Consider the following 25869-nt stretch of genomic DNA (forward strand, 5'->3'; position numbering starts at 1 on the left):
GGACGGCGCGCTGACAGGGAGATTCCCCCGGATTCCGGGCTCCCTACAGTTTTGTCCGGACGGTGCGTTACAGCCCCGGAGGACCAAATGACCAAACCCAATGTCGACCCGATCACGCTATCCGTGGTGCGTGGCGTTCTGGAAACGACCCAGCGCGAAATGACGCTGGCGCTGGAGAAGACCGCGCGCAGCTCGGTGTTCAATCTGGCGCACGACTATTCGACGGCGCTGTTCAACCACACGCCCGAAATGATCCTTCAAGGTCAGGACATTCCGATCCACCTGGGCAGCCTGATCCCGGCGATGAAGGCTGTTGCGGGTTTCTTTGACGGGGACATCCACGAAGGCGACCTGATCCTGCACAACGACCCCGATTACGCGGGCAGCCACATCATCGACACCTGCATGTACTACCCGGTGTTCTATCAGGGAGAGCTGGTGTTCTGGACGGTTTGTAAGGGCCACCTGACCGATATCGGCGGCCCGGTTCCCGCAGGCTACAACCCCGAGGCCAAAGAGATCTTCGCAGAGGGTCTACGCATTCCTCCGGTCAAGATCTGGGACAAGGGCAAGCCGCGCCGCGACGTGCTGAACATGCTGCTGACCAACATGCGCGCGCGCCGCGACCAAGAGGGTGACTTCAACGCCTTGATCGGGGCCTGCCAGGTGGGTGCGCGTAATCTGGTGGCGCTGATGGACAAGTACGGCAAGCAAACGGTGCAGGACTGCATCGAGGTGCTGTTGGATATGGCCAACAAGCACATGAACAAGCTGATCGCTCAGGTTCCGGACGGCACCTATTCCGGCACCGCAGTGCTGGAGGACGCAGGCCACGGCTTTGGTGATTTCGACATTACGGCGACCGTCACGATCAAGGGCGAAACCTGCCATATCGAGATCGCCAGCCCGCCGCAGATCCCCTACTTCATCAACTCCTACGAGGGGAACAGCTACTCGGGCGTCTATCTGGGCCTGATGATGTTCGCGCAACTGCCGCCGCCTTATAACGAAGGGCTGTACCGGAACGTGACCGTGAACATGGGGCCCAAGGGCACGCTGTGTAACGCCAAATCCCCGGCGCCGCACATGAACTGCACCACCACGCCGATGGAAACCCTGACGGATGCCGTGCGCCTGGCGTTCGAGCAGGCCGCGCCGGACAAGGTCTCGGCCAGCTGGGGCCATGCCAACGGCTGCAACATCGCCGGCTGGGACACCCGCCATGACGAGGAATACGTGACCATGGTCCTGGCCTCGATCATCTCGGGGGCGGGGGCCACGGCCACGCAGGATGGCTGGCACGTGCGCGGGCCGGAATGCTGCTTTGGGGCGCTGACCTCGGGCGATATCGAGATGCTGGAGCACAGCTATCCGATCATCATCCACCGCTACTCGATGATGGAAGACTCGGGCGGGGCAGGCAAATTCCGTGGCGGTTCCGGTGCGCGTTGGGAGGTCGAGCCGCTGGACGCCCCGATGACCCTGGTCACCTTTGGCGAAGGACGTCGCATCCCTGCCATGGGTGCTGCAGGCGCTGAATCCAAGATGATCGACAAAAAGGTCGGCAGACTGGAAATCACCCGCAACGGTCAGACCGAAGTGATCACCGATAACGTGATCGAAACCATTCATCCGGGCGAACGTGCCGCAAATATCAACCCCGGCGGCGGCGGCTTCGGCCCTGCATTCGAGCGCAGCCCCGCCCGCGTGGCCGAGGATGTGCGTAACGGTCTGGTCAGCATCGAAGGTGCCCGTATCGAATACGGCGTGGCCTTTGCCGACGTGGACGCTCTGCAAATCGACGAGGCCGAAACCGCCCGTCTGCGCGCCAGCGCCTAAGCCAGTTTCAAGGAGAAAAAACATGCGTACGAAATATCGTCTTGGCATCGACGCGGGCGGCACTTTCACCGATTTCGTTCTGGCCGACTCTTCGGGGCAGGTGCGGATCTTCAAGGCCCTGTCTACACCGTCCGATCCGACCCAGGCCATCCGTAACGGTCTGGCGCTGATCCAGGAAGAAACCGGAATCACCCCGCAGGAAATCGTCTCGAACTCGGATCTGTGCATCAACGGCACGACCGTGGGCTTGAATGCGCTCATTACCCATAACGGCGCTCGCACCGGCCTGATTGCGACTTCGGGACACGAAGACAGCATCGAAATTCGTCTGGGCCATAAGGAAGACGGCTATCGCTACGATCCGGACTATCCGCCTGCGACCATGCTGGTGCCTCGCTACCTGCGCCGGGGCGTTTCGGAACGGGTTCTGTCCAACGGCAAGGTCTATACTCCGCTGGACGAGGAACAGGTTCGCGAGGCGTGCCGCCATTTCATCCGCGAAAAAGTGGAATCCGTCGCGATTTCCTTTGTCTGGTCCGTGCTGCATCCCGAGCATGAACTGCGCGCCGCCGAGATCGTCCGCGAGATGATGCCAGAGGTTCATCTGACCGTCGGGGCGCAGCTATATCCGCAGGTACGGGAATATACCCGGACCTCGACCGCGATCGTGAACGCCTATCTGGCACCGATCCTGCAACGCTATGTCAGTGCGGTGGATGCCTATTTCCAATCGTTGGGGGCAAAGAACCCGGTGCGTTACTTCCAGTCCAACGGCGGGTTAGCGCGCGGGCAGGTTGTGACGGACCAGTCGGTCTACGCGATCAACTCGGGCCCGGCATCGGCCCCGCAGGCGGCACTGAACGTGGCTGAACCCTGGGGTGAAACCAACCTGATCACCGTGGATATGGGCGGCACCTCGTTCGACATTACGTTGACCAAGGATGGGCAGGCCAATGTCAGCAAGAACATCGACTTCCTGCGTTACCGCATCGGCATCCCGATGATCCAGGTCGAGACGCTGGGCGCCGGTGGCGGCTCGATCGGGTGGATTGACGAGATGGGCTTGCTGCAGATGGGACCGCAGTCGGCCGGTTCCGAACCCGGACCCGCATGCTACAGCCAAGGCGGTGAAAACCCGACCACGACCGATGCGAATCTGACGCTGGGCTACCTGAACGGTGATGGTCTGGTCGGCGGCCGCCTGCCGTTGGACGTGTCCAAGGCGCGCGAGGCGATCAAAACCAAACTGGCCGATCCGCTGGGGATTTCCGTGGAGAAGGCGGCCTACGGGATGTTCACCATCGTCAACAACAACATGGTCAACGGTATCCGCCGCGTGTCGGTGGAGCGCGGCTATGATCCGCGCGACTTCGTTCTGATTGGCGCGGGCGGTGCAACCGGCGCGCATATTACGGCGCTGGCCCGCGAAATCGGCATCCGCAAGGTTCTGATTTCCAAGCTGGCATCCGGTCTGTGTGCTTATGGTCAGATCATCTCGGACGTGAAGTACAACTACATGGCACCCGCGCCTGTGCGTCTGGAAGGGGCCGAAGCCGCCGCGAAACTGGATGCCCTGTTCAATGGACTTGAAGCGCGCGGTGTTGCGGACCTCGAGGCGGACGACTTCACCCGTGACCGCATCTCGGTCCGCCGCTCGCTGGATATGCGCTATGTTGGACAGGTCCATGAATGCACCGTCGAGGTCGATCCGTTCGAGATCACCGAAGCCTCGCTGGAGCAGCTCAAGGCCGCGTTCCACGCCCGGCACAAGGAGCTGTACACCTACGACGAACCCGCCAGCGCGGTTGAGGTGGTCAACGTCGAAAGCACGATCTGTGGTCATGTCCAGAAGCCTGCGCAGATGCGCATCGCGGCAGGTTCGGGTTCGGACAAGGCGCTGAAAGGCACACGTCCGATGGTGTTCGACGCCTCGGGTGCTACGACCCGGACCAACGTCTACGAAGGCGCGAAACTGGGGGCTGGGGACGTGCTACACGGGCCCGCTGTGATCGAAGAGGTCACGACCACGCTGGTGATCGAACCTGGCTGGACGGCGGATCTGCATGAAAGCGGCGTCTACGTCGTGACCTATGATCCTGCGCACGACAACCGGGTCTCGCAGGACGCCAAGCAACTGGTCGAGGCTTGATCGTCATGCCGGCATCAATTCCTCCGCAACCCGCACTTGAGACCCGAAACGTCACGGTCTCGTTCGGTGGTTTCAACGCGCTGACAGATGTCACGATGACGTTGAGCGCCGGGTCCGTTGTCGGGCTGATCGGGCCGAACGGTGCCGGCAAGACAACACTTGTGAACGTCCTGACGGGCTTTCAGTCCCCCTCTTCCGGCGAAGTTCTGCTCGGGACAGAGGCGGTGGGCGCGTACTCCCCTTTCGCGCTGCGCCGCCTCGGAATCGCGCGGACGTTTCAGGCTGGCCGATTGTTTGCCGGTCTGGACGTCCTCGACAATCTGGCGGTGACCGGGGTTGGCCTTGGTCATCGCCGAAGGGCGGCCGAAGATATGGCCCGACAGGTGCTGGACTGGATCGGCATTCGGCATCTGTCGGACCAGCCCGCTGCTGGGTTGCCTTATACCGATGAACGACGCGTCGGCATTGCACGTGCGCTGATGGGCCAACCGCAATTCCTGCTGCTGGACGAACCTGCGGCCGGCATGTCCGAGATCGAAGCCGAAGAACTTTCGCAACTGATTGCCAGGATCGCCTCGGACTTGGGGATCGGTGTTTTGCTGATCGAGCACAATGTCGGGTTGGTCCTGGGTGTCTGCGAGCACGTCTACGTTCTGGATGCCGGTCAGGTGATCGAACAGGGCGACCGCACGGCTATTTTGGCATCCCAGGCTGTCCGAGACGCCTATCTCGGACCCAGCCACGAGGAGGCCGCGTGATGTCTAAGCTGGCAATTCACGACTTGACGGTGCGCTATGGCAAATTGACGGCGTTGGACGATGTCTCGTTCACCGTTCAGGAAGGTGCACGGGTTTTTATCTCTGGTCCGAACGGCGCTGGAAAATCCTCGCTGCTGAAGGCGATTGCGGGCGTGGCGACCACCGCCCACGGCCGGATCGAGATGGACGGAGACATCTTGAGCGGCGCCTCCCCCGAAGCCATTGCGCGCAAAGGCTTGTCGATGGTTCCCGAAGGGCGCGAGGTTTTTGGGCAACTGTCGATCGAAGAAAACCTGCTGATCGGCACTGGGATACGTCGCGACAAGACTGCCATCGCCGAAGACCTTCAAGACATCTACTCGGCCTTTCCGATCTTGGCCGAACGCCGGCACGCAAGTGCAGGGGCCTTGTCCGGTGGCCAGCAGCAGATGCTGGTGATCGGACGCGCGCTGATGACCAACCCGAAACTGATGATGATCGATGAGCCGTCTTTGGGACTAGCCCCGAAGATAGTCGATCAGGTCTATGACACCCTGGTCGAATTGCAGGCCCTCAAGGGGCTGACGTTGCTGATCGTCGAGCAAAGCTCGGCCCGTGCGGCCCGCGTGGGCGGTCGAATGATCCTGATGCGCGGAGGCCGCATTGTCGGCGATGGAGATGCCGCCGTGATCGGAAACGAAGACAGCCTGCGCGACGCTTATTTCGGCAATGCGAACCACGTGAAGGAGGTTTCGTGATGGGGTCGGTATCCCAACTGTTCTTTGATGCAGCCTCGCTTGGCGGGATCTATGCGCTGGCCGCGTTGGGCATCGCGCTGATCTTTGGTGTGATGAATCTGGTGAACTTTGCACATGGCGAATACATCACCTTCTGTGTTTTCGCGCTGATCATCCCCAGCACGGACGCAACTGCGCATCTGTTGTTGGGGCGCGCACCGGCGATAGTATTGGTGCCCGCCATACTGATGGTCGGCGGTGGTCTGGCCGTCATGTCCGAGGCGCTGATTTTCCGTCGCCTGCGTAATGCCACGCCGGTCACTATGATGATCGCCTCTTTCGCTTTGGGTTTCGTGCTGCGGTACGCGCTGCTGGCAGCCTATGGTGGGCGCCCCAAGGCGATTTCCTTGTGGCCGGGCCTGAACACGCCGGTCGAGCTGCTGGGGGCCAGCGTGCCGCTGCTGCAGCTGATCGTCATTGGCATCACGGTCGCAATTCTGGGTGTCCTGTTCGGATTGCTGAAGCACACCAGACTGGGGCTGGAAATGCGCGCCGCCGCCGAGAATTTCACCATGGCCCGTATGCTTGGCGTAAAGGCCAACCGGGTCATCACCGGGGCTTTCGCGATTTCGGGGGCGCTGGCGGCCGCTGTGGCGCTGATCCTAGTCACGCAGACGGGTGTCGCCGATGTGCGCATGGGTGGGCCGGTGATGTTGGTGGCGTTCATCGCAACGGTGATCGGAGGCATGGGCAGCCTGCCCGGAGCAGTGGCTGCGGGGTTTCTGCTGGGGGCGGCCTCGGTGATCTTGCAGGCTTTCCTGCCGCTCGAGGCGCGTCCCTTCCGCGATGCGTTCCTTTATTCGCTGGTCATCGGGTGCCTGTTGCTGCGCCCGCAGGGGCTGTTCGCCCTGTCCGGCGCCAAACCGAGGGTTTGATCTGATGCATACTCATACGCAGACACGGCTTCGTTCCTATTCCACGCCGCTGTTGTTGTCGCTGTCCTTGCTAGCCCTGACGGTCTTGGCGGTCGGTCTGGGTGACAAGGCTCTGGCCCGCGCCATGGCCGAGATGCTGATCCGCGTGACGCTGGTGGTGGCGCTTTGGATCTTCGTCGGCAATTCGGGCGTCATCAGCTTCGGGCATGCGGGCTATATGTGTATCGGTGCGTACATGTCCGCCTGGCTGACCCTGAAGCCGACGATGAAGGCGCTGTTGTTGCCGGGATTGCCCGACTGGCTGGCCCAGGCGCAATGGCCGGTTTTTCCCGCCGCCCTTGCCGGAGGCACGCTGGCCGCTGCGGTCGGTCTGCTATCCGGGGCGGCCATTCTGCGGCTGTCTGGCATCGCCGCCTCGATCGCGACCTTCGCGTTTTTGGCGATCGTGAACACCGTCTATTCCAACTGGGAGGACGTGACAGGCGCGACCAGTTCGGTCGTGGGATTGCCGCGATACGTGGATGCCTGGGTGGCACTGGCCTGGTCCGTGGCCGCGATCTTGGTCGCAAGCCTTTATGCGAATTCCGGGTCGGGTCTGGCCCTGCGCGCCACGCGTGAGGATGAGGTCGCGGCCCAGTCCTCGGGGATTGACATGTACCGTCATCGGTTGCTGTCACTGGTGATTTCAGCCTTCTTCACCGGGGTTGCGGGTGCTTTGCTGGGTCATTTCATCGGCGTGCTGAACCCTGACAGTTTCTATCTGGGTCTGACCTTCATCGCGCTGGCTATGCTGGTCGTGGGCGGCATCGGCAGCCTGACCGGAGCGGTCGCTGGCGTGGTTGTGCTGTCGGTCGCCATCGAGGTGCTGGTCCGGCTGGAGCAGGGCTTTGATCTGGGTGATGCCCATCTGGCGATCCCCAATGGCACACAGGAAATCGTGATCGGCATGGCAATGATTGTCATTCTGATCCTTCGCCCCTCGGGTCTGACCGGGGGGCGCGAATGGACGCTGTCAAGGCGTCTGTTCCAAACCAAGGGCAGGCCGAAACAGGCCTGAACGCCCTCCAATACCAACCAGAAAACAGGAGTGTATGATATGAAATATTTGACCACAGCCGCGGCTGTGCTGGCCCTGTGCGGCCCGGCCTATGCCGCCGACGACATCACTGTAGGCTTCGCTATCGCGAAATCCGGATGGATGGAGGCCTATGACACCCCCGCTGCCACCGCCGCCAAGATCCGCATCGACGAGATCAACGCAAACGGTGGTCTGCTGGGCCGTCAGATCAAATGGGTCGAGTCCGATACCAAGACCGACCGCGCCCAAGCGGCCAAGGCCGGGCTCCAACTGATCGACGAGGGCGCAGACATGATGGTAGTGTCGTGCGACTACGATTTCGGAGCACCTGCTGCGCTGTCCGCGGATGCCGAAGGCATGGTTTCGTTCTTCCTGTGCGCCGAGGATGTCAAAGCCGGCATCCAGGGTGTCGGTCCCTACAGCTTCTCGGGTTCGGTGCTGGCCCCGGTTCAGGGGGCCACGATGGCAGAATGGAGCCACGCCAAGCGGAACGCGCGGACCGGCTACGTCCTGCTGGACACCACGATCGAGTATAACAAGGGCATCTGCACCGGGTTCGACTGGATGTTCCCGCGCCTCGAAGGCACCGAGATAGTCGGCCGCGATACGTTCAAGAACGACGATGCCTCGATTGCCAGCCAGATCAGCCGGATCAAGGCGCTGCCGACACAGCCTGATGTGATCATGCTGTGCTCTTATATCCCGGGCGCGGCCTCGGCGGTGCGGCAGCTTCGGGCGGCGGGGATCGAGTCGCTGATCCTGAATGGCTCGGCCGTTGATGGGTCGTATTGGCTGGATGCGACGCCGAACCTGTCGAATTTCGTGGTACCTGTGCAAGGCTCGATCTATGGCGACGATCCGCGCCCCGAAGTGGAGGCCTTCAACAAAGCTTATGAGGCCACGGTTGGCGCTCGCCCAGCCAGCTCCTACGCTTATCCTGGCTACGTGCTGATGGACCTCTGGGCCAAGGCGGTTGAGCGTGCAGGCACCCTTGACGGCGCGGCCGTGACGGCGGAATTGGAAAAGATGCGCAATGAGGCAACGGTTTTTGGCCCGCGTAGCTTTACCTCCGAGCTTCATCATCAAAACTTTGCCGAAATGCAGATCATCGAGATTACCGACGGCAAACCCCAAGCCGTCGACAATTGGACGATCAGCGAAGCCGTCCCCTTGGACGTTCTGTTGAAGTAACCGAAGCCACGTAATGATAGTTTCCCCGGCGATTTTCCTTGCCGGGGAAGTTTTTGACTGGCGGATGAAACGTCGGTTGCCCGTGACGAGAGGCTGGCCAAATTGCTCTGAGATACGCTTTCTCATGGCAAGGCGGATGTCGGTTTTGCACCTTGTTGGTACGTGAATGCAAACTGCCGTTAATAGCGTCATCGAATTCAAAGAACCGAGCGCTCTACGCTTTCCCGTTGAAGCAAACAGCCCGTCATCGTGAGCAAGGCCCTCATAGGGATCTGTGCGGTGTTTTCCTGCCTTTAAGGGTAGAGGTCACACAATGGTGATGTGGTCGTGCAGGTCGGCCATGTCCCAGTACCCTTCGAGCGTGATGACATTGCCAAGATCGAAGGTCAACACGATGCCGTTGGTTCCCAAACTTGCGAACTGCGTCACCACTTGCACGGCAGTCAGGGTGCCTTGGGCTCCCCACAAGGACTGGTCCAGCTGCAGCACGTCGCCCTCTACCCCAGAGAAATCGCGTACCAAGTCAGCGCCGTCTCCGAGGGTGAAGACGAAGGTATCGGCCCCCAAGCCGCCCCAGACGGTATCGTTGCCCGCGCCGCCGCTGAGCAGATCGTTACCGGACCCGCCGTAGATCAGGTCGTCACCTGCGTCACCGTTTACGGTGTCTCTGTCCTCGCCGCCGCCCAGGGTGTCGTTCCCCACGCCGCCAGAGAGGTCATCATTGCCCGCATCACCCCAGAGGTGGTCGTTGCCATGTTCGCCTTGCAGCGTGTCGTTGTCGCCTCCGCCATTGATCGTGTCGTCATTCCGGCCGCCCAGAATGAGATCGGCCCCCAGATATCCACCGATCAGATCGTCTTCAGAGCCGCCAAAGATGCGGTCGTCCCCCTCGCCGCCCCAGATTGTATCGTTCTGCTGCTCGCCATACAGCCAGTCGTTGCCAGTCCCACCTTCGAGATAGTCTTCGTTGAAGCCGCCCCAGATTTCATCATCACCGGCATTGCCAAGTAGCGTATCGTCGCCATAGCCGCCAAATAGCGTGTCGGTGCCGGTGCCGCCGTCGACAAAATTATAACCGCTGCCAGCGTAGAAGATGTCGTTGCCTACGCCCCCCATCATCGTGTCGTGGTTGGCTCCGCCATAGAATGTGTCGTTGCCTTCGCCGCCGCCAGCGAAGCTGTAAAGGCCATTGGTTCTGAAGCGATCGTCTCCACTCCCGCCGATGAGGGTATCGTATCCGTAAAGCCCCCCCGACAGACGGTCATCGCCATCGCCCCCCACCAACAGGTTGTGTGTACCTGCGGCTCCAAGAGAATCGTCGCCATCCCCTCCGAACAGAGTGTCATGGCCCAAGCCGCCCACTAAAGAGTCGCCCCCATCGCCGCCGTAGATCAGGTTATCGCCGTCTTCGCCGTTGATGTTGTCGCGGCCGCCGCCGCCAAAGATGGTGTCGTTGCCGGCACCCGCGTAGATTCTGTCATTGCCGTCCGTCACAGACGCGCCGAAATTGAGGTACCCGTCGCCAAAGATGTAATCGTCGCCATCCCCGGCCTCGATCAGGTCGGAGCCCGCTTCGCCAGCGATCACGTCGTTGCCAGTGCCGCCCCAGAGCACGTTTTCCTCAAGGCTTCCGATCAGCAGATCATCGCCGTCGGCGCCATAGAGCGAGTCATACCCATAGTGACCTGCGCGCAGCGTGTCGTTGCCGTCGCCGCCAAACATGAAGTCGGTGCCAGAGCCGCCATCGAGACTGTCGTTACCTGCCTCGCCCAGAAGGGTGTCGTCGCCCACCAGACCGTTTATGGTGTCGTCGCCATCGTCGCCATAGATCAGGTCGTCCAATTCGGTGCCGTCAAGGCTGTCGGGATCTGTGGTGCCGCGAATGACGGCCATTTCACGAATACGCAGGGTGGTTGTCGCCAGCTCTGCCAGGTTTCTTGAGATACTGTCGAGCAGAGTAAAATCGGGTTTCCGGAGCATCGCAGTCACCATTTTCTGATGTGTTGTCTGAACGGGTTCCGGGGCTTTTGGCCCACGGATGAAAGTGGAATAGGCAAGAATGTGTTTTCTCAGGATTGTCCCGTCTTGAGGGAATTTCAAGACCGTATTCGCGCCAGGGGTCGGCCTGAAATTCTGGCAAAAAGCGCCCCGAATGGCGCTTTTCCGTGTTTTCCAGTTCAGTCAGGGCAGCGGTAAATAATGGTGATGTCGGTGTGCACGATTGGTCTCCTAACCTCTAATGTAGGAGGTCAAAGCGTCTCCAAATCTCGGGGCACCTCAAATCCTCCGATTGCGGATCACATATTTCCGAAATTTGCACTCCTGATGCGAGCGACCGGCCATCTCTGTTCTCTTGCGGAAGCCATGCGCGGGTCTTAACTTCACCTCAGCAAAGACTAATGCCCCGAGACTTATGGCCTTTTTTAACCTTGTTCGATCTAGAGCCGAAAACAAAAGGCCCCTGTTGGAGCAATGCCTTTCTGTTGATCTCGAGATAAATCCCAAAACCTCAGAAATCTTTGATCTGGCAGCCGTGAGGATCGGGGACGGGCCTGCTATTGTTTCTGCGAAAGGAAAGTTGTCAAAGTCGCTCGATCAGCTCGAAAAGGCGCTCGGCAAAACGCCTCACGTGATTGGTCACAACATTCTGCGCCATGATATCGAGCACCTTTTGGCAGCGCGCCCGCGGCTGGCGGCGAAAATGGCCGCGCCCATTGATACTTTGTGGCTCAATCCTCTAGCCTTTCCGCGCAATCCCTACCACCACCTTGTCAAACATTACCATGACGGGCGCCTGCAGGCTGGGCATGTGAATGACCCTGAGCTTGATGCACGACTTGTGTTTCAGGTTCTGGAGAACCAGAACAAGGCACTGACGGAGCTGAATGCAGCCTCGCCGGAAACGCTGCTTGCGTATCATTATCTCGCAACCAGAACCGATCGTGCGGATGGGTTCGACGCTGTATTCACCCACATCCGGAAAGCGCCGAAACCCGAGCGCGCCGACGCGCTGGCTGCGATCAAAAGGCTCCTCGAAGGTCAGTCTTGTGGCGCTCAGGTCGCTCCGACGCTTGCTCAGCTGTCAGATCCTCGGATGGGTTGGCCGCTGGCCTATGCGTTGGCCTGGATTTCGGTGTCCGGGGGCGAGTCCGTGATGCCGCCGTGGGTCCGTGCGTCTTTCCCAGAGGCGGCAATGATGGTGCGCGATTTGCGGGACACGAACTGTGGCGATCCCAGCTGCACCTGGTGCGCTGCGATGAACAACCCGGTGGGGGCGCTAAAGCGGTGGTTCGGGTTCGAAGGGTTCCGCCCTCAGCCCGTGGACAACGATGGCAACCCTTTGCAAGAGGTCATCGTGGCCAAAGCCATGGGGCACGCAGATGTGCTGGGCATCCTGCCGACGGGTACGGGTAAGTCCGTCTGCTATCAGGTTCCGGCGCTGAGCCTTTATGACAAGACCGGAGCGCTTACCGTGGTGATTTCTCCTCTGGTGGCGCTGATGGCCGACCAGGTCCAAGGGATGGAGCGTGTAGGTATTTCGTCGGCCGTCACTATCAACGGAATGCTCTCGATGCCAGAGCGGCAAGAGGCTTTGAACCGGGTTCGATTGGGGCAAGCGGCCATCTTGCTGATCTCGCCCGAGCAATTGCGCAGCGTCTCTGTCCGGTCTGTGCTTGCCCAGCGCGAAGTTGGGCTATGGGTGCTGGACGAGGCACATTGCGTCTCGAAATGGGGGCACGACTTCCGGCCGGACTATCGTTACATCGGGCGGTTCATTCGCGAGTTCTCCGGGGCTGCCAAACCCGCGCCAGTTATGTGTTTGACAGCCACGGCAAAGCCCGAAGTCGTGCAGGATATAACACAACATTTTCGCGACCGCCTTGGTGTAGAACTAGGCCTGTTCGACGGTGGTGCGACGCGAACCAACCTGACCTTTACTGTCCGTCCGACTGGTAGGAAAAGCAAACTTGGCGACATCCTGACGGCGATCAATGAGTTTCTTCCCGCCGATGATACCTCTGGGGCGGTGATCTACTGCGCCACCCGAAAGGAAACCGAGCGGGTAGGGGCCTTCCTGAAGCAACAAGGGCTGGCGGCTGAGCATTTTCACGCAGGTATGACGGCTGACGACAAACACATCGTTCAGGAACGCTTTCGCGTCGGGGAACTACGGGTGATTACTGCCACCAACGCCTTTGGGATGGGTATTGACAAGCCGGATATCCGTCTGGTTGTTCACGCAGACATTCCCGGCTCGCTCGAGAACTACCTGCAAGAGGCAGGGCGGGCGGGACGCGACCGTGCCCCGGCTGATTGCGTGCTGCTTTATCATTCCGACGACGTTGAGCGGCAGTTCACCCTTTCCGCCCGCTCGCGCCTAGATCGTCATGAAATCGGTGCCATTCTCAAGGCGCTCCGCCGCATGGACGAGCACACGCGCAACAGCGGCAAGGTGGTCGCAACTCCGGGCGAAATCGTACGTGAGGAAAAAGACCGGGAGTTCGTGCGCGACAGTGCCACTGACGACACCCGTGTTAAAACCGCTGTCTCCTGGCTGGAGGAAGCAGCGCTGCTTTCGCGCGAGGAAAACCGAGTGCAGGTCTTCCCCTCGTCCCTGCTGGTGCGGACAATCGCCGAAGCCGAAGCGCGTTTGAAAGGCGCCGACATCACGCAGGCTCGGCGGGATAAGCTTTTGACCATCGTGCGCCATGTGATGAGCACGCCCCCCGATCAGGGCATTTCCACAGACGAACTAACCGGCATCAGCGGGCTGTCGCATCGCGAACTGATCAAAGCCATGGCGGACCTTGAAACGCTTGGGATCGCGCAGAACGACATCGCCATCACGGTTTCGGTGCACATTGGCGTCGAAAACCAGTCGCGCGATCGCATGGTCCGCGCCATGCATCTGGAAAAGGCGCTGATTGCACGGATGCGAGAGCTGGCCCCCGATACCGGTGTTGGCGACGCGTCGCCGCTCGATCTGTCAGCGGCCAGTCAGATCCTGCGCGATGAGGGACACCCGGACGCCATTCCCCACTTGATTGACCGTCTGCTGCGCAGCATCGAGAGGGACGGGCGCGACAGCGATGGTGGCCAGGGCAACATCCGCTTGCGCAAACTGTCCAGCAAGACGCTCGAAGTGGTGCTGCAGCGGTCTTGGCGGGTCGTTGAGCAGACAGCCGCCGTGCGCTGGGCGGCTGCTGAAAAATTGCTGAATTTCCTGATCCAGAACGCTCCCGCAGGCGCAAGGGGCAAAGACATTCAAGTCGAAACGACCATTGGCGATCTGCTGGCCGAGATCAGCGGCGATGCGGTCATCAAAACCTCTGGCGTCAAGGACATGACCAAGCTCATGGAGCGCGCGCTTCTGTGGCTTCACGAGCAGCAGGTCGTGACCCTTGGGAAAGGGCTGACGGTGTTCCGTTCAGCCATGACGATTTTTCTAAAACCCAGTCGCGCGACGTTCACCAGGAAAGACTTCCTGCCGCTCGAGGAGCATTACCGCGAACAAACGCTTCAGACCCACGTAATGGCCGCTTACGCCGAAAAGGGGTTAGACCAGATCGCAGAAGCCGAACGTCTGTCTGAGGACTATTTCGCACTCGATCAGGAGCGGTTCTTGCGGCGCTGGATGCCCGGGCGAGGGGTCGAAGTCCGCCGTCAGACCACCGGCAAGGCCTAGAAGAAGATCGTCGAGGATCTGGGCAATCCGGTCCAGCAAGAAATTGTTGCCGATGATCGCGAAGAAACCAACGTCCTTGTGCTTGCCGGGCCGGGATCGGGAAAAACGCGGGTCTTGGTGCATCGCATCGCTTACCTCCTTCGGGTGAAGCGAGAGGATCCGCAAGGAATCCTCGTGCTGACCTACAACCGCCACGCCGCCGCTGAAATCCGCGCGCGCTTGCGCCATCTGGTCGGCGAAGAGGCGACACGCGTTACCGTTTCGACCTGTCATGCGCTGGCGATGCGGCTGGTCGGCGCCAGCTTTACCTGCGCCGCGTCCGAAGAACGTGATTTCGACGGGATCGTCATGGAGGCAGTCCGCCAGATCAACGGCGACGGCCTGAGCCGCTCCGAGGCCGAGGCGCAGCGCGAGGCGCTTATTCAGGGGTATCGCTGGATCCTGGTAGATGAATATCAGGACATCGGCCCCGAAGAATACGCGCTGATCGCTGCGGTCGCCGGGCGCTCGATGGACGACCCAGATCAACGGCTCAGCCTGTTTGCCGTCGGCGACGATGATCAGAACATCTACGCCTTTGCAGGGGCTTCAATATCCTTCATTCGCCAGTTCGAAGAAGACTACCGCGCCAAGCCGAAGTTCCTGGTTGAGAACTACCGCTCTACCCGGCACATCATCGATGCCTCCAATCAGGTCATTGAACCTGCGCAGGGACGTATGAAAGCCGGGCACGAAATCACCGTCGACAAGTTACGCGGCCTTGATCCCGGTGGCGGGGCCATGGCGCAGTATGATCCTGTCGCCAAAGGGCGAGTGCAATTCCTCGATGGTCCGGATCATGAGGTGGCGCAGGCAGTCATTGCGGTCGACGAGCTCGTGCGGATTTCGCGACTGGATCCGAATTTTACCTGGTCCCGTACCGCCATCATCTCTCGGGATTGGCGGCGGCTGGGTGCCGTTCGGGCCTATGCCGAAAAACTCGTTCTGCCGGTCGAAATGGCGAACGAAAAGCTGCCTAGTGTCTGGCGCCTGCGCGAGATGCAGCAGCTCATCGAGGGCCTGCGACAGCGTCCCGCTGCAATGTTGACGATCCAGGACATTCTAGATGTCCTCAACCGACAACCTTCAGGTCGCTGGGTGGACTTGCTTGCCGAAGGTATTGCGGATCTTGCGCGTGACCTAGGGAAAAAGACCATTCCTGTGCCCGACGCCATCGAGTGGTTGGCCGAATGGTCACAGGACGTCCGCCGAGCGCAAAGGGGCCTGTTGCTGCTGACCGCGCACCGCTCCAAAGGGCTCGAGTTCGATCACGTGGTGATCCTCAATGGCGGCTGGAAAGCCCTGTCCAAAGGTGAGGACGGCGAAGCCCCGCGCCGCCTCTTCTATGTTGCGATGACCCGCGCCCGCCGTAGCTTGTCTGTTGTCACCAGCGGGGAACATGCCTTCGTCGTTGCGGACTCTGATAGCGAAATGCTGCGCAAGGTCGAGATGCCCGGGCGGATGGATCTGCCTCATCCCGATTGGTACCAGGTTCCCGATATGGCTACGGTGGACCTGTCCTATGCCGGCCGCCTCCCAGAAAGGCATCCATCCCATGCGGCCATTGCGGCATCAAAGATCGATGATCCCGTGACACTGGAACAGCGGGATGGGAAATGGCTGATCCTAGATCAATATCAACGGCCACTGGGCCGCATGGCTGGCAACTGGCGTCCGCCCGAAAATACTGCACTTCTGTCAGGTAAGGTCGGGGCCATCGTTCGCTGGCGGAAGACAGACAATGACGAACGCTTCCAGTCCTATATTAAACGGGATGAATGGGAGACTGTGCTGCCCGAACTGGTGTTTCGATAATATTAACGCGGCTGCGCTCAAAGCAGCTGCAATTTTCTGCCTCTGCCAAACAAACAGCCGTTGCGTTGAGTATAAGACCCCATGCACCGTTGTCGCATTTGTCGCGTGACTAGCAATCACTAGCTTTTTCACTCCTTTCCTGACGCCATTTTTCCCAACGTTTTCGTTGCGCTTCCGCAATTCGGGATCGCCCCGTTTGCGTTTTGGGACCGGTGCTTTTGCCTCCGTGCATCCGGCATCGAGAGTGGTCCTGCAGTGGTTTTACCTTGCATTCTGTGCCCTTGCGAGTTTTGGCGCCGCATACCGCTTTCTTCCTCTGCTGGCGTTGCAGGTAATGGGCGCGGCTTGCCTGGAACGCATTGAACAGCTTGGTGATCTCGTCTTGATCCAACTGGTTCTCCTTGGGGGTGGTAGGCGACTTTTGGGATGTGCAAAGCATCAGGGGCTGCCCCGCTAATGTTGCTAATTGCGCTAAACACGGAACACCGGTTAGCAATTTTAGCGGAATTAGCTGCTACCTTGGCTGCATTGGCGGCGGTCCGTATTTTGCCTTGGAGGCCGGATACGCACCGTCGCCAATTCTCAGTCCAGTCGCGGCTCTCACATTTGTTTGGACTGGGCGCATACGAGCGCGTAGGCGCCCAGAAAAACCTAGAACTCCCCCCGTCGAACGATGCGATATGCTTCCTTGCGGGCGCGTCCGTCGATCACGGTACCTTCAGGCAGGCGGATCAACCAACCAGTGCTTTCCAGGATAGACAACAAGGGCGTCAAAGTCTTGCGATCACGAACCGAATTTGGCCCCTCCTGCAAAATGTAGCCAGTGAATACTTCGTCGTATTTGGATTGGCTCTGAAGCCACAGACGCAGCTGTTCTGCAAGCTGGATCTGCTTGTCGATTTGCCCGTGCTGCGATAGGCGGCTTGCCTCTCCAAGATAGAAGTGCGCGAGGCGGATCGAGCACCGCATCGTTTCAACCGTCACATGCGACGCGTTCGGGTCGGCCCACAACGTAAGAATACCGGCGATGCGTGCGGCTTGTTCCGCGGCCTTGCTGGCAAAGGAATGTACGTGTGCGTAGAGATTTCCGGCGGCCTGACCTCGCTCTACTTTGTCATAGAAATCGTAGAGGCATTCACGTGCATCTTCGGACAAACAGAGCTTGCGAGGGCAAAGCTGTTTCTGATGCTTGTCGGTGGGCATCGGTAATGCCAAAAGTTCAAAGACGCGGGTATTGAACGCTTTGACCTCTTCCTCGTATTGCGCCGAGTACCCACGCGCGGTGCGTGTGCCAATCGTGCTGGCCGGTGCGGCAATCAGACACCGCGCCAGAAACCCCTGTCCCGAAACCTCTGCGTCCCCCAGGAGGGGCCCAAGAACGACGGGTTGCGCCATCAGGTGGATGGACAAACGGCGTCCACAAACCCAGCTCGGTTCATCTCCGGCCCGCACGCGTTTCACGCCCGTTCCATCCCAATAAACAGATAGTCCGGAAATGGTTTTCAGCTTGTTGTCTTTGTTCATGGCGTGGCCGCCAATCAGTCCTCCCGCCTCATCCGAGAGGAGACCCAGCGACAGGCGACCGAACTGAAACGCCTTGTACAGACCCTCCAGGGTTGGCTCTTGCACGGTCACAATTGGCAAGACCGGCGGCTGCGGTTCATCGCCCAGCGCGAGCAACGTCTTTTTGGCTGCGGCAGCAGTAACGGGATCCTCCCCGATTGCCGCTGCCAGCAATCGTTTCCGCTGCCCATTCCAAATTTCCTGGTTCAGTTTGAAGTCACTGATTTCCTTTTTGTAGGACTGCATCAACCACTTCTCGAAGTCAGCAACACCCTGCATCAGCAACCGATCACATGACGACTTGCGCTCACCGCTTTCGGCGATGGTCAAGCAAAACAACGAGCAGGGAACGGATCCGCGCAATGTTTCCACGTCTGCCCAACCTTGGACGCACAACGCAGCGACAGCCAGCGCCGATTGCGCAGCAATAGCCACCGGTGCTTGGGTCATTTTCTGAACTGATGTGACCACTTGTTCGAGCGGGCCAAGCGCGTCTACCGGGTAGGCTTCCCCCACCGCTGTCGGCCGGACCAGCATTTGCGGTTCCTCAGCTTTAAACGGAATAATCGCATTCTTGATTTCGTTGGCGATCATTGCGCACCTCGCTTAGAGCAGAGCACATCATTCCAATCTTTCCCGTTGGGCGCCGGCAGCATGCTAACCTTCCAGCCGAGCTGATCGGCGCGACGCGCCAATGCGAGGCCCGCGGTTTTCCCGGCGTGGTCCCCATCTGTCGCAACGATCAACTGGCGGGGACAATTCGGAAGTACCAATTGCGTCATCCCCGAGGTCGACAAAGCCGCCCAAACAGACAGGTTCTGCTCGGCGGCGATCGTGTACAACGACAATGCCGTTTCGATTCCTTCGGCAACCAGGATCCCTTCTCCCCCCTCCAAAAGATGGACCGCACCACCGGCGGCACGGCCAAGCATTGCTTTCGTGGGGATCACAGCTGCTTTTGCGAGCCCATCCCTGGTCAGGAAAGTTCTGTGAATGCCAAATCCAGTTGCACAGTCGATTTTTGCGACCATCGCCGGTAGATCGCCCGACGTGGGGTGCTTGCAGCGGAAAAGGAACCGGATCGAAGTTGGCAGGTCGCAACAAATCCCCCGCTTCCGGAGGTAGATCTCCGCAAGGGAGCTTTGGATCGGCTGGCTGCGCCGCCAAATTGCTTCGGCAAATTTGGCCTTGCGAGCGTGCACGTCCGAATAGGTCTCAATGCGCTGGGCAATTTGGGACGTGAGGCGGAGATTGAGTTGTTCGTTGCTCAAGCTGGCGCGCATGATGCTACGAAAGCTACAGTTGCTTTTCTTGCAGTGCAGCAACAAATGGCCGTTCGAGCCTTGCCCAATGGTCAAGGCCGTTTGGTCCGCGCGTTTCTCCGGTTGGCAGACCGGGCAGGCTGCAGTCCCATAGGCTTGATACCAGCGCCCTCCGAGAGTGAGGGTAAAGTGTTTTGCGTCGTGCATGGTTTAGTCATCTCCATACTGTTTGTTCGGTATGGATCTTGAGCGGACCAGCGGCGGCTGTTGTTAAGCACGGGCATACCGTTGGACAAGCCGATACCGGTCGCCGTTTGAAACGGCGATTTGGCTGGGTGCTGAGCCCAGAAATCCAATCAAGATCGGGGTTTGGTGACTTGTGCCAATATGCGGGGCTGGCTACCTTGAAGTTGCGAGAAACAAGGCAGGAGCCCCGTCATGATTGACGGGGTTTTCTGTTACTGCGTTGCGCGGTTGGCCTTGGCCTGTTCGATGACGTCCAAGATTTCCGACTGCGGCCAGCGGGACGACGCCCCCAGCTTGAGGGGCTTGGGAAGTTTCCCCAACTTGACGTGCCGCCACAGGGTGGGCTCAGAAATTGCAAGAATTTCAGCAGCTTCGCTCGCTTTCAAAAGAGGGTCGGTGAGGCTCATTCATATTCCTTTCCAAGGGTTGAACGTGCCTGACAGACTGTACGAGGGAATTCAGAACGCGAAGCGAAACTCATTTTGAATTCCGTTTTGAATTATTCTCGCCAAGAATCCCCGACGCCATTTCTCACGGTTTCGTTAGCGAGGTCCCGATTTGGCCATCTCTGGATATTTCTTGCTTGCGAGAGCCCAAATCTCTTTCCAAGATTCGTGCTTCATATTGGGGGCGAACATCGCCTTGGCGCTCGGCTTGTCGCGAACCTCTCCATCAACATAGGCTTGGATCAGAGTCGCGATTAATGCTTCTTCATCCTCTGTCCCAAAATGACCGGTGAAGTTTGGATCGAAAGATCTTTGCATTTCATCCAACAACCAAGGCGCCAGTCTGGGATTACCTTTTGGCAGCTCATCCTTAGCAATACAAAGTGGATAGCGGTTGAGCAGATGTAGCGGAGTGTTGCTGCGACCGTCATCAACAGAAATGCAAAGATAATCGGGGTCCAAAAACTTGAAGAAAGGTGATTTTGACAGCTCTCGCAGATCTTTCACGCTTTCGGAGGGAAATTTTCCATCCCATCTCACCTCTATCGCGTCAGAAAATTTGGGCACAATTGGCTGCAAGACTTCAGCGCTAAGGCGCAAGGTCGCCCCGGCAGGCGTGGAGACCCGCAACTTGTCACCAAGAGATTTGAAAAGAGCGAGCAACAGCCAGTTCACGAAGGCTCGCTTCAAAGCATCGACATCGGCGAAGAATTCGGCAGTCGAGGTGACAGGCTCCGGCAACTCGCCGATATCCAGTTTCATTTCGTCTACCAGTTCGGACAACAGAACGTAATTGTTCGGACAAAACATATGTTTTACTCACTTTGTGGGTTGATCACTGCGTTAGAAATTGCGCCCAGCGTTCGAGCAGTTTGCGACGCTGTTCCAAAAAATCTGTCCGGCGGTATGCACGTTCCACGTTGCCCCCGACTACGTGTCCCATTGCGGTTTCTGCTACATCATGAGGCGTGTCAGTCGTTTCAGCGATCCAGTCGCGAAAGGACGATCGAAAGCCATGTGGTCGGTAGTGCAGCCCCGTGCGCTCCATGTGTCGGCTCATGGTTGCATCTGAAATCACGCCCTTCCGAACACTTGGAAAAAGATCCCCGTTTCTGGCGTGTCGTTTCGCGTCCTCAAGTACGCGTAGGGATTCGCTTGAAAGTGGGATGCGGAAATCCGAGGTTTTGCCTTTGATACCCTTCATACGGTCCGCTGGGATCGTCCAGACGCCGTCCTCAAATTGCTCAACCCGAGCAAACCGGACAGGTGCGGACCGGGAGCCGGTCAAGATCAACAATCGTAACGCCAGATGCGTGACCGTGTTGTCGCTCAAGGATTTGTAAAATGACGGCACTTCAGCCCAGGGCATGGCGGGAATGTGCGCAATGTCATGCCGCTGTTTTCCCAATAACGCACGTGCCTTCTCGGTCGCTTGAATGTCGACATTCAGGCCCAGCGCGGCCGCGTGCTTCATGCAGATGCTGAGACGATTAAGCGCCTTTTTCGCCGTGTCAGCTTTGGTGTGCCATATCGGTGCAAGTGTGTCCCGAATGTCGATTTGATTGATTTCCGAGACGGGTGAATTTCCAAGCCGTGACAGGACATGGAGCTCTAACGGACTGAACCAACGACCGGCCTCGCCATCGTTCTTCAGCTGCGCTTTGCGAGCCTCGAATGCATCTACGGCAATGTCACGCAGCAAGTGTAGATTACGGATCGTCTCCCGGGTTGCGTTTTCCCGCTCTTTGATCGGGTCCTTGCCATTGATCGCAATATCCCGTGCCGCATCTGCCTTTCGACGCGCATCCGCCAGCGACACGTCCGGATAAGCCCCCAATCCCATTTCTCGACGTTTGCCGAAGGTGGTAAACCGGAACACCCATTTCCCGCGGTCTTTTTCGTATTTGCAGAGCCAGAGCCCAGCGCCGTCGGCCCACTTCCCTTTGTTCAGTGCCGCGGCCCGCTTGGCGCTTAGAAGATGTCTCTTACGCATATGATTTTATCACTCGAAAAACTCAGTCCACCTTTCAGTCCACCTACAAGATCTAGTATGGTGGGAGATTGAGTGAGAACTGTTGAGGCTACATAATTCTATAAACAACTGAAAATCAATATGTTAGTTTGGGTCTGCTATTGGGTGATAACACTATATATAGGTGTTCAATTCCCTCTGGGGGCACCACGCAGTCAATTGAAATGATCTATTTACAGGTGCTTGCATCATTTTCGATGAGCGCAATTCTCCATCTTGAAAATGTAGGAAGATGGAATATCGGCTTCGATTTCCTGTCTCGCTGCGGGTGAGAGACTATCGACTTATCCATTTACCTCTGCAGAAACTGGCGACGTTCGTACTTGGTTCGCAACCCGACAGTCACTCGTTGACGCTGGTAAATACGACGCCAGACCCGAGATTAGTGTCGCCAGGGCACTGCTCTGTGACCGCATGCGGGGTCCCGTAAGACAGTATTTTGCGATCCGACCCGAGCGTCATCCGCATTGACCGGTGTCAAGCCGTAGCCGTATAATCAAAAGACTGTTTGGGAGTTCTCTTTTGAGAGTGAGGAAAGTTATGGGACTTGGCAATAAACTGTCGATGATGCTTTCTGTAGTAATTGCGGCGGCAATACTGGTACTGGCCGCGCCTGCCAATGCACAGGTTTATCTAACAGAAGAAGAGGTTCAGCAAATCACCTCGAAAACGAATAGTTTTCAGGGCGCGTTGGACGGCGTGATGGAAGGTGAAGTGGTGAAGTTCACGATCCTGGGGCCGGACAAGTTCGCCTATGAATACGTGAAAGCCGGCGAACGGATTGAATTCACCGAACGACTTGCCCGGGCAGGAGGCCGCAAAGACGGCAACCCGACGGTCAACTTCAAACAACCGGATCAGGACGAAGTGCGCTTCGAGTTCCTGCCCGACGGTTCGATCCAGTTCGAGTTCTGGGAACCCGGACGCCGCGCAGGTCAAACCCGCAACAATCCTGCCATGGCAAAAACCATACTGACGATCAGTGCGGATGAACTGGCGCCGGGCGAAACGGAAATCACCGAAGCCCGCAAGGAGGCCCGCGCTGCCGCGACCGAGATTCTTGCCGTGGGCAAATATAAGTCCAAGCGCTGGGGCACTATCATAGAGATGAACGCTGATGGGTCGTTCTCGGAAACGGGGCCGGGTTTGAACATCAAGGGGTTCTTCATCAAAGATGGCAATGAGCTGTGCTTCGATGTGGTCGAAGGCAATTGCTATGATGTCGTCGGGCCGAACGCCGACGGTGTCTTTGAACTCACATATGTTGTCAAGAAAATGCAAAGCCAAAGTCAGAACCACATGGCCGGACAAAAGGATGAGTACATTCCGGTGAAATGACCGTCGTTTTGATCGAAAAATTAGGGTCGCCTGATCAGGCGGCCCTTTTTTATTGAGCCGCAGCCCCGCCCCCCAAGGGCAATCCTGCGTGCGTCGTTCGGGTAGGATGAAGGTACGATGGGCCGCGGCAATCCCTGGCACAACAGGACCAGCACGCGCGTTGGGGCGCTGCCGATCTTATCGATGTGCAGGGGCCTTCTGAACCGGGATACCTACAGACTGGTCGTGGTGGTTTGGTCACTGGCCTGAGTGCGGAAACCGGCCTTGCGTGATCCTACGCGGCATCCATTTGTTCAGCGTGGGGATTGGCTTTTCCCGTACAGGCCCGCGTGGTTGTTCGCCGTTCATATCGGGACCGGGGCGGCATTGCACCGCCCCGGTCTCTGCGTCCAGACTATTCGAAGGTCTTTGGCGACGCGATCGTGCCAGCGATGAAGTCTGTCTGACCCGGCACCGCCTCTCCGATGAACTGGTGCATCGTGCATTGCCCGTTCGAAAGGTTCAGCGACCACGCGCGGCAATCGGCAGTGTTGCTGCAGATCGCACGACAATCCTCGGGGTTCTTCGTCAACGTTAAGGTGCGCAGCTCTGGTCCGTTGTAGCGCATGAAGTAGTTCCACTTGCACCGGTATTCCGGCGACAGCATGATCATGACGCCCGCGACGGCAGGGCCCGCGCCCTCGAACTCGACGCCTGTGGCGACCTTTTCACAGCCGCCCCAACTGGAATCGAGCTTGAAGTTGCCGGTGGTCGGTGGTTCAGCGTCCTCGGGGGCGCATACAGTGTGGCCCTTGCTTTCAAAGGGGCTGCATGCCGCCGCCTTGTTCGGACACTCGCGCACGGCCGCGGAGCGCCATTGCCACATCGAGCCGAGATCGCATTCCTCGGTCACTTCTGTCTGTTCGGAGGTGGTGAAGCTTTTGACAATGGTTTCTGACTTGGTCCAGCCGTTGCTGTATCCGGCAGACACAGCAAGACCTACGGTCGCTTCGGCACCCGGCCCGCCAACCGTCGTTTCAACGGACGCGGTTACCGAGGCATTGATCTCGTTCTCGACGCCTTCCTCATTGCCGATTTCCTCTGCATGCTCGGACCCGACCGTGATGGCAAAGGACAGATTGGAGCAGCCCGAACAGCCCTTGGGGTTCACCCGTTCCCAGTGGCCTGTGACGTTGACAACTTTGTAGCCTTCCTCAAGCTTGGAAATGTCCGGCTCGATCCGTTCGACCTTGAGACTGCGCAGCTTGCTGCCCCAGCCGATATTGTCCAGGATGATATCGCGGCCTTCTTCGAGCGAGGTCTCAACATGCGCGGTGCTTTCGTCCGGCGTGTAAGCGGGGTCGCTGTACATGGTGATCTTCATGTTCTTGTCCATGCGGATCACCTTGGGCCAGACGTCCTTGTCCACCACGTTCCCAGTCACGAACAGATCCCAGGCCTTATCTCCACCCGCATTGAAGTTGAACTTGCCCGCGCTGACATGGTGCGCGGGGGTGTTTTCGGTGATGTTATCCCGAAGGTAGATCGAGACGATGCCCTCTTTCGCCTTGTCAAATTTCTCGAGTTTCATCGAGGCGATGTCATTGTCCCAACGGGCTATGCGGGAATAGGTGCCGGGCCAAAGCGTGGCCTTGCGGCCCTCGTAGTTGTCGCTCCAGTACACCGTCAGCTTGACGCCGTCGCCCACGGCGATCGAGCTGATCCTGTCTTTCCAACCTGTATCCGACAACCTCGGGCGGTTTCCGTTGTTGTCTTCAAGAGTAAACGTGACCATGCCGTTGTTGGGGTTACAGTCGTTCGAATCAAAGAAAAGCACGCCGTTTGAGGGCGGCTTTCCATCAAAGTCAGGACGACAATCCGCCAATCCGACGCTCGCCGAGAGCGTTAGCATGGCAATCGCCACTACAAAGACGCCACGCAGGCGCATCATAAAAAATTCCATAGTTACCTCTCCCAAGTCGGCCTGTCTTATCTTCGACGGCCTGGCGCCAGAGTCCTTGGGGTGGTTGTAAAAAGCAACAAGAATTCTCGTCTACCGTCCCCGAGATGGTCAGCGGCTGAGTGCCTCGATCCGCTCGGCGAGGCGGTCGGCACGGCAGATCAGCCGGTTTCCCCCCCGCTCAACGGCGCCGCAATGGGTCAGTTGCAGAAGGGCCTGATTGACCTTTGGCCGGCTGGCCCCCAGCATCAGCGCGATTTCCGACTGGTTGATGCTGAGATCCAGCGCGACGTCACAGGTCTCATCAATCCCGTGCAGCGCCTTCAATGCCCTGAGCAGATACCACGCCGTGCGCGCTTCGAGCGGTAGCAAGGCGACGGCTGCCAGCTGATCGGTGGTTTCGCGCAGGCGACGAGCCAGCCAGCGAACCATGCCATCCAGAATCTCCGGGTGGGCCCCGGTCAGCCTGCGGTAATCGGGTTTGCTGAGGACATGCGCGGTGATCGGGGTCATGGCGGTTGCGGTGGCCGATCTGGGCGAACCGTCGAACAGCGACATCTCGCCAAAACACTCGCCGGGTTCGATGATCCGCAACGTCAGGCTGCGCCCCCCCGGCGAGCTGATGTCGACGCGGACGCGGCCATCGGTCAGCGCCACCATCCAGTCCCCCGGGTCGCCTTTCTGGAACAGCACCGCGCCCGCCTGCCAGACGCGCGTCTGACTAAGGGCCGAGATCGCGGCAAGCGTATCTTCCTCGAGGGTTTCGAACGGGGGAAAAGACCGCCAATGGGCGGCGTTCGATCTGGAAAAAGGTTTGCCACCCTGCATCCGAGCACC

Annotated in this window: 17 protein-coding genes and 1 pseudogene; 9 read left to right on the plus strand and 9 right to left on the minus strand. The window is 58.7% G+C overall.

Translation table 11 applies throughout. The features are described 5' to 3' along the window. Positions 1-87 precede the first annotated feature (87 nt). From capB to E7681_RS14195, 7 genes are read left to right on the plus strand one after another with little or no spacing between them, the layout of a single operon-like run. Positions 88-1839: a caprolactamase subunit beta gene (gene capB / locus E7681_RS14165; RefSeq protein WP_136339971.1), complete on the plus strand. Its 1752-nt coding sequence runs from the start codon at positions 88-90 to the stop codon at positions 1837-1839. Positions 1840-1861: 22 nt separating this feature from the next. Next, entirely contained in the window at positions 1862-3988 is a 2127-nt protein-coding gene (gene capA, locus E7681_RS14170; RefSeq protein WP_136339972.1) for a caprolactamase subunit alpha, read from the plus strand. A gap of 5 nt (positions 3989-3993) precedes the next feature. Continuing rightward, positions 3994-4746: an ABC transporter ATP-binding protein gene (locus tag E7681_RS14175; protein ID WP_136340095.1), complete on the plus strand. Its 753-nt coding sequence runs from the start codon at positions 3994-3996 to the stop codon at positions 4744-4746. After that, positions 4746-5483 (plus strand): ABC transporter ATP-binding protein, encoded by a 738-nt coding sequence (locus E7681_RS14180; protein WP_136339973.1) that lies wholly within the window; start codon positions 4746-4748, stop codon positions 5481-5483. The genes E7681_RS14175 and E7681_RS14180 overlap by 1 nt, the downstream gene beginning before the upstream one ends. Continuing rightward, positions 5483-6397, plus strand: a complete 915-nt coding sequence (locus E7681_RS14185) for a branched-chain amino acid ABC transporter permease (RefSeq protein ID WP_136339974.1) — start codon at positions 5483-5485, stop codon at positions 6395-6397. Before E7681_RS14180 ends, E7681_RS14185 begins: the two co-directional genes overlap by 1 nt. 4 nt (positions 6398-6401) lie before the next feature. Beyond that, positions 6402-7454, plus strand: a complete 1053-nt coding sequence (locus tag E7681_RS14190; RefSeq protein ID WP_246032493.1) for a branched-chain amino acid ABC transporter permease — start codon at positions 6402-6404, stop codon at positions 7452-7454. A gap of 39 nt (positions 7455-7493) precedes the next feature. After that, a complete protein-coding gene (locus E7681_RS14195; RefSeq protein WP_136339975.1) occupies positions 7494-8666 on the plus strand; it encodes an ABC transporter substrate-binding protein in 1173 nt (390 codons plus the stop codon). A gap of 306 nt (positions 8667-8972) precedes the next feature. On the opposite strand, the gene E7681_RS14200 is transcribed toward E7681_RS14195, so the two are convergent. After that, on the minus strand, positions 8973-10559 hold the full coding sequence (locus tag E7681_RS14200; RefSeq protein WP_168733221.1) for a calcium-binding protein: 1587 nt from the start codon (positions 10557-10559) through the stop codon (positions 8973-8975). Between the two features lie 631 nt (positions 10560-11190). Here E7681_RS14200 and E7681_RS14205 point away from each other — a divergent pair. Then, positions 11191-16206 (plus strand): annotated as a pseudogene (locus tag E7681_RS14205) (RecQ family ATP-dependent DNA helicase). A gap of 109 nt (positions 16207-16315) precedes the next feature. Here the strand turns inward: E7681_RS14205 and E7681_RS14210 are convergent. The 6 genes from E7681_RS14210 to E7681_RS14235 form a co-directional block, all read right to left on the minus strand. Beyond that, positions 16316-16597, minus strand: coding sequence for an HGGxSTG domain-containing protein (locus E7681_RS14210; RefSeq protein ID WP_136339977.1), 282 nt, complete (start codon positions 16595-16597; stop codon positions 16316-16318). A 260-nt stretch (positions 16598-16857) separates the two neighbouring features. Then, positions 16858-18363 carry a YfjI family protein gene (locus tag E7681_RS14215; protein ID WP_136339978.1) on the minus strand — a complete coding sequence of 502 codons (1506 nt, stop codon included), beginning with the start codon at positions 18361-18363 and terminating at the stop codon, positions 16858-16860. After that, positions 18360-19238, minus strand: coding sequence for a DUF7146 domain-containing protein (locus E7681_RS14220; protein WP_136339979.1), 879 nt, complete (start codon positions 19236-19238; stop codon positions 18360-18362). The genes E7681_RS14215 and E7681_RS14220 overlap by 4 nt, the downstream gene beginning before the upstream one ends. Positions 19239-19489: 251 nt before the next feature. Further along, a complete protein-coding gene (locus E7681_RS14225) occupies positions 19490-19684 on the minus strand; it encodes a helix-turn-helix transcriptional regulator (protein WP_136339980.1) in 195 nt (64 codons plus the stop codon). Positions 19685-19819: 135 nt separating this feature from the next. Then, a complete protein-coding gene (locus tag E7681_RS14230) occupies positions 19820-20485 on the minus strand; it encodes a hypothetical protein (RefSeq protein WP_136339981.1) in 666 nt (221 codons plus the stop codon). Positions 20486-20558: 73 nt separating this feature from the next. Next, a complete protein-coding gene (locus E7681_RS14235; RefSeq protein WP_136339982.1) occupies positions 20559-21716 on the minus strand; it encodes a tyrosine-type recombinase/integrase in 1158 nt (385 codons plus the stop codon). 579 nt (positions 21717-22295) lie between these two features. Between E7681_RS14235 and E7681_RS14240 the strand changes: the two genes are divergently transcribed. Next, positions 22296-23093: a hypothetical protein gene (locus E7681_RS14240; RefSeq protein ID WP_136339983.1), complete on the plus strand. Its 798-nt coding sequence runs from the start codon at positions 22296-22298 to the stop codon at positions 23091-23093. A 394-nt stretch (positions 23094-23487) separates the two neighbouring features. Here E7681_RS14240 and E7681_RS14245 read toward each other — a convergent pair whose 3' ends face one another. Together E7681_RS14245 and E7681_RS14250 are read right to left on the minus strand one after the other, a co-directional pair. Continuing rightward, positions 23488-25035, minus strand: a complete 1548-nt coding sequence (locus E7681_RS14245) for a PAN domain-containing protein (protein ID WP_136339984.1) — start codon at positions 25033-25035, stop codon at positions 23488-23490. Positions 25036-25143: 108 nt separating this feature from the next. Beyond that, entirely contained in the window at positions 25144-25860 is a 717-nt protein-coding gene (locus E7681_RS14250; protein WP_168733222.1) for a Crp/Fnr family transcriptional regulator, read from the minus strand. Positions 25861-25869: the final 9 nt, after the last annotated feature.

This window comes from Thalassobius vesicularis, from assembly GCF_004799325.1.
In the GTDB taxonomy this organism is placed as follows: Bacteria; Pseudomonadota; Alphaproteobacteria; order Rhodobacterales; family Rhodobacteraceae; genus Thalassobius; species Thalassobius vesicularis.

What these genes read in the sequence shown, in the direction of transcription:
- E7681_RS14245 (WP_136339984.1), bottom strand. Translation starts at nt 25,035, where the DNA reads ATGGAATTTTTTATGATGCGCCTGCGTGGCGTCTTTGTAGTGGCGATT.
- capB (WP_136339971.1), top strand. Translation starts at nt 88, where the DNA reads ATGACCAAACCCAATGTCGACCCGATCACGCTATCCGTGGTGCGTGGC.
- E7681_RS14225 (WP_136339980.1), bottom strand. Translation starts at nt 19,684, where the DNA reads ATGAGCCTCACCGACCCTCTTTTGAAAGCGAGCGAAGCTGCTGAAATT.
- E7681_RS14240 (WP_136339983.1), top strand. Translation starts at nt 22,296, where the DNA reads ATGGGACTTGGCAATAAACTGTCGATGATGCTTTCTGTAGTAATTGCG.
- E7681_RS14185 (WP_136339974.1), top strand. Translation starts at nt 5,483, where the DNA reads ATGGGGTCGGTATCCCAACTGTTCTTTGATGCAGCCTCGCTTGGCGGG.
- E7681_RS14215 (WP_136339978.1), bottom strand. Translation starts at nt 18,363, where the DNA reads ATGATCGCCAACGAAATCAAGAATGCGATTATTCCGTTTAAAGCTGAG.
- E7681_RS14220 (WP_136339979.1), bottom strand. Translation starts at nt 19,238, where the DNA reads ATGCACGACGCAAAACACTTTACCCTCACTCTCGGAGGGCGCTGGTAT.
- E7681_RS14230 (WP_136339981.1), bottom strand. Translation starts at nt 20,485, where the DNA reads ATGAAACTGGATATCGGCGAGTTGCCGGAGCCTGTCACCTCGACTGCC.
- E7681_RS14250 (WP_168733222.1), bottom strand. Translation starts at nt 25,860, where the DNA reads ATGCAGGGTGGCAAACCTTTTTCCAGATCGAACGCCGCCCATTGGCGG.
- E7681_RS14235 (WP_136339982.1), bottom strand. Translation starts at nt 21,716, where the DNA reads ATGCGTAAGAGACATCTTCTAAGCGCCAAGCGGGCCGCGGCACTGAAC.
- capA (WP_136339972.1), top strand. Translation starts at nt 1,862, where the DNA reads ATGCGTACGAAATATCGTCTTGGCATCGACGCGGGCGGCACTTTCACC.
- E7681_RS14200 (WP_168733221.1), bottom strand. Translation starts at nt 10,559, where the DNA reads ATGGCCGTCATTCGCGGCACCACAGATCCCGACAGCCTTGACGGCACC.
- E7681_RS14190 (WP_246032493.1), top strand. Translation starts at nt 6,402, where the DNA reads ATGCATACTCATACGCAGACACGGCTTCGTTCCTATTCCACGCCGCTG.
- E7681_RS14195 (WP_136339975.1), top strand. Translation starts at nt 7,494, where the DNA reads ATGAAATATTTGACCACAGCCGCGGCTGTGCTGGCCCTGTGCGGCCCG.
- E7681_RS14175 (WP_136340095.1), top strand. Translation starts at nt 3,994, where the DNA reads ATGCCGGCATCAATTCCTCCGCAACCCGCACTTGAGACCCGAAACGTC.
- E7681_RS14180 (WP_136339973.1), top strand. Translation starts at nt 4,746, where the DNA reads ATGTCTAAGCTGGCAATTCACGACTTGACGGTGCGCTATGGCAAATTG.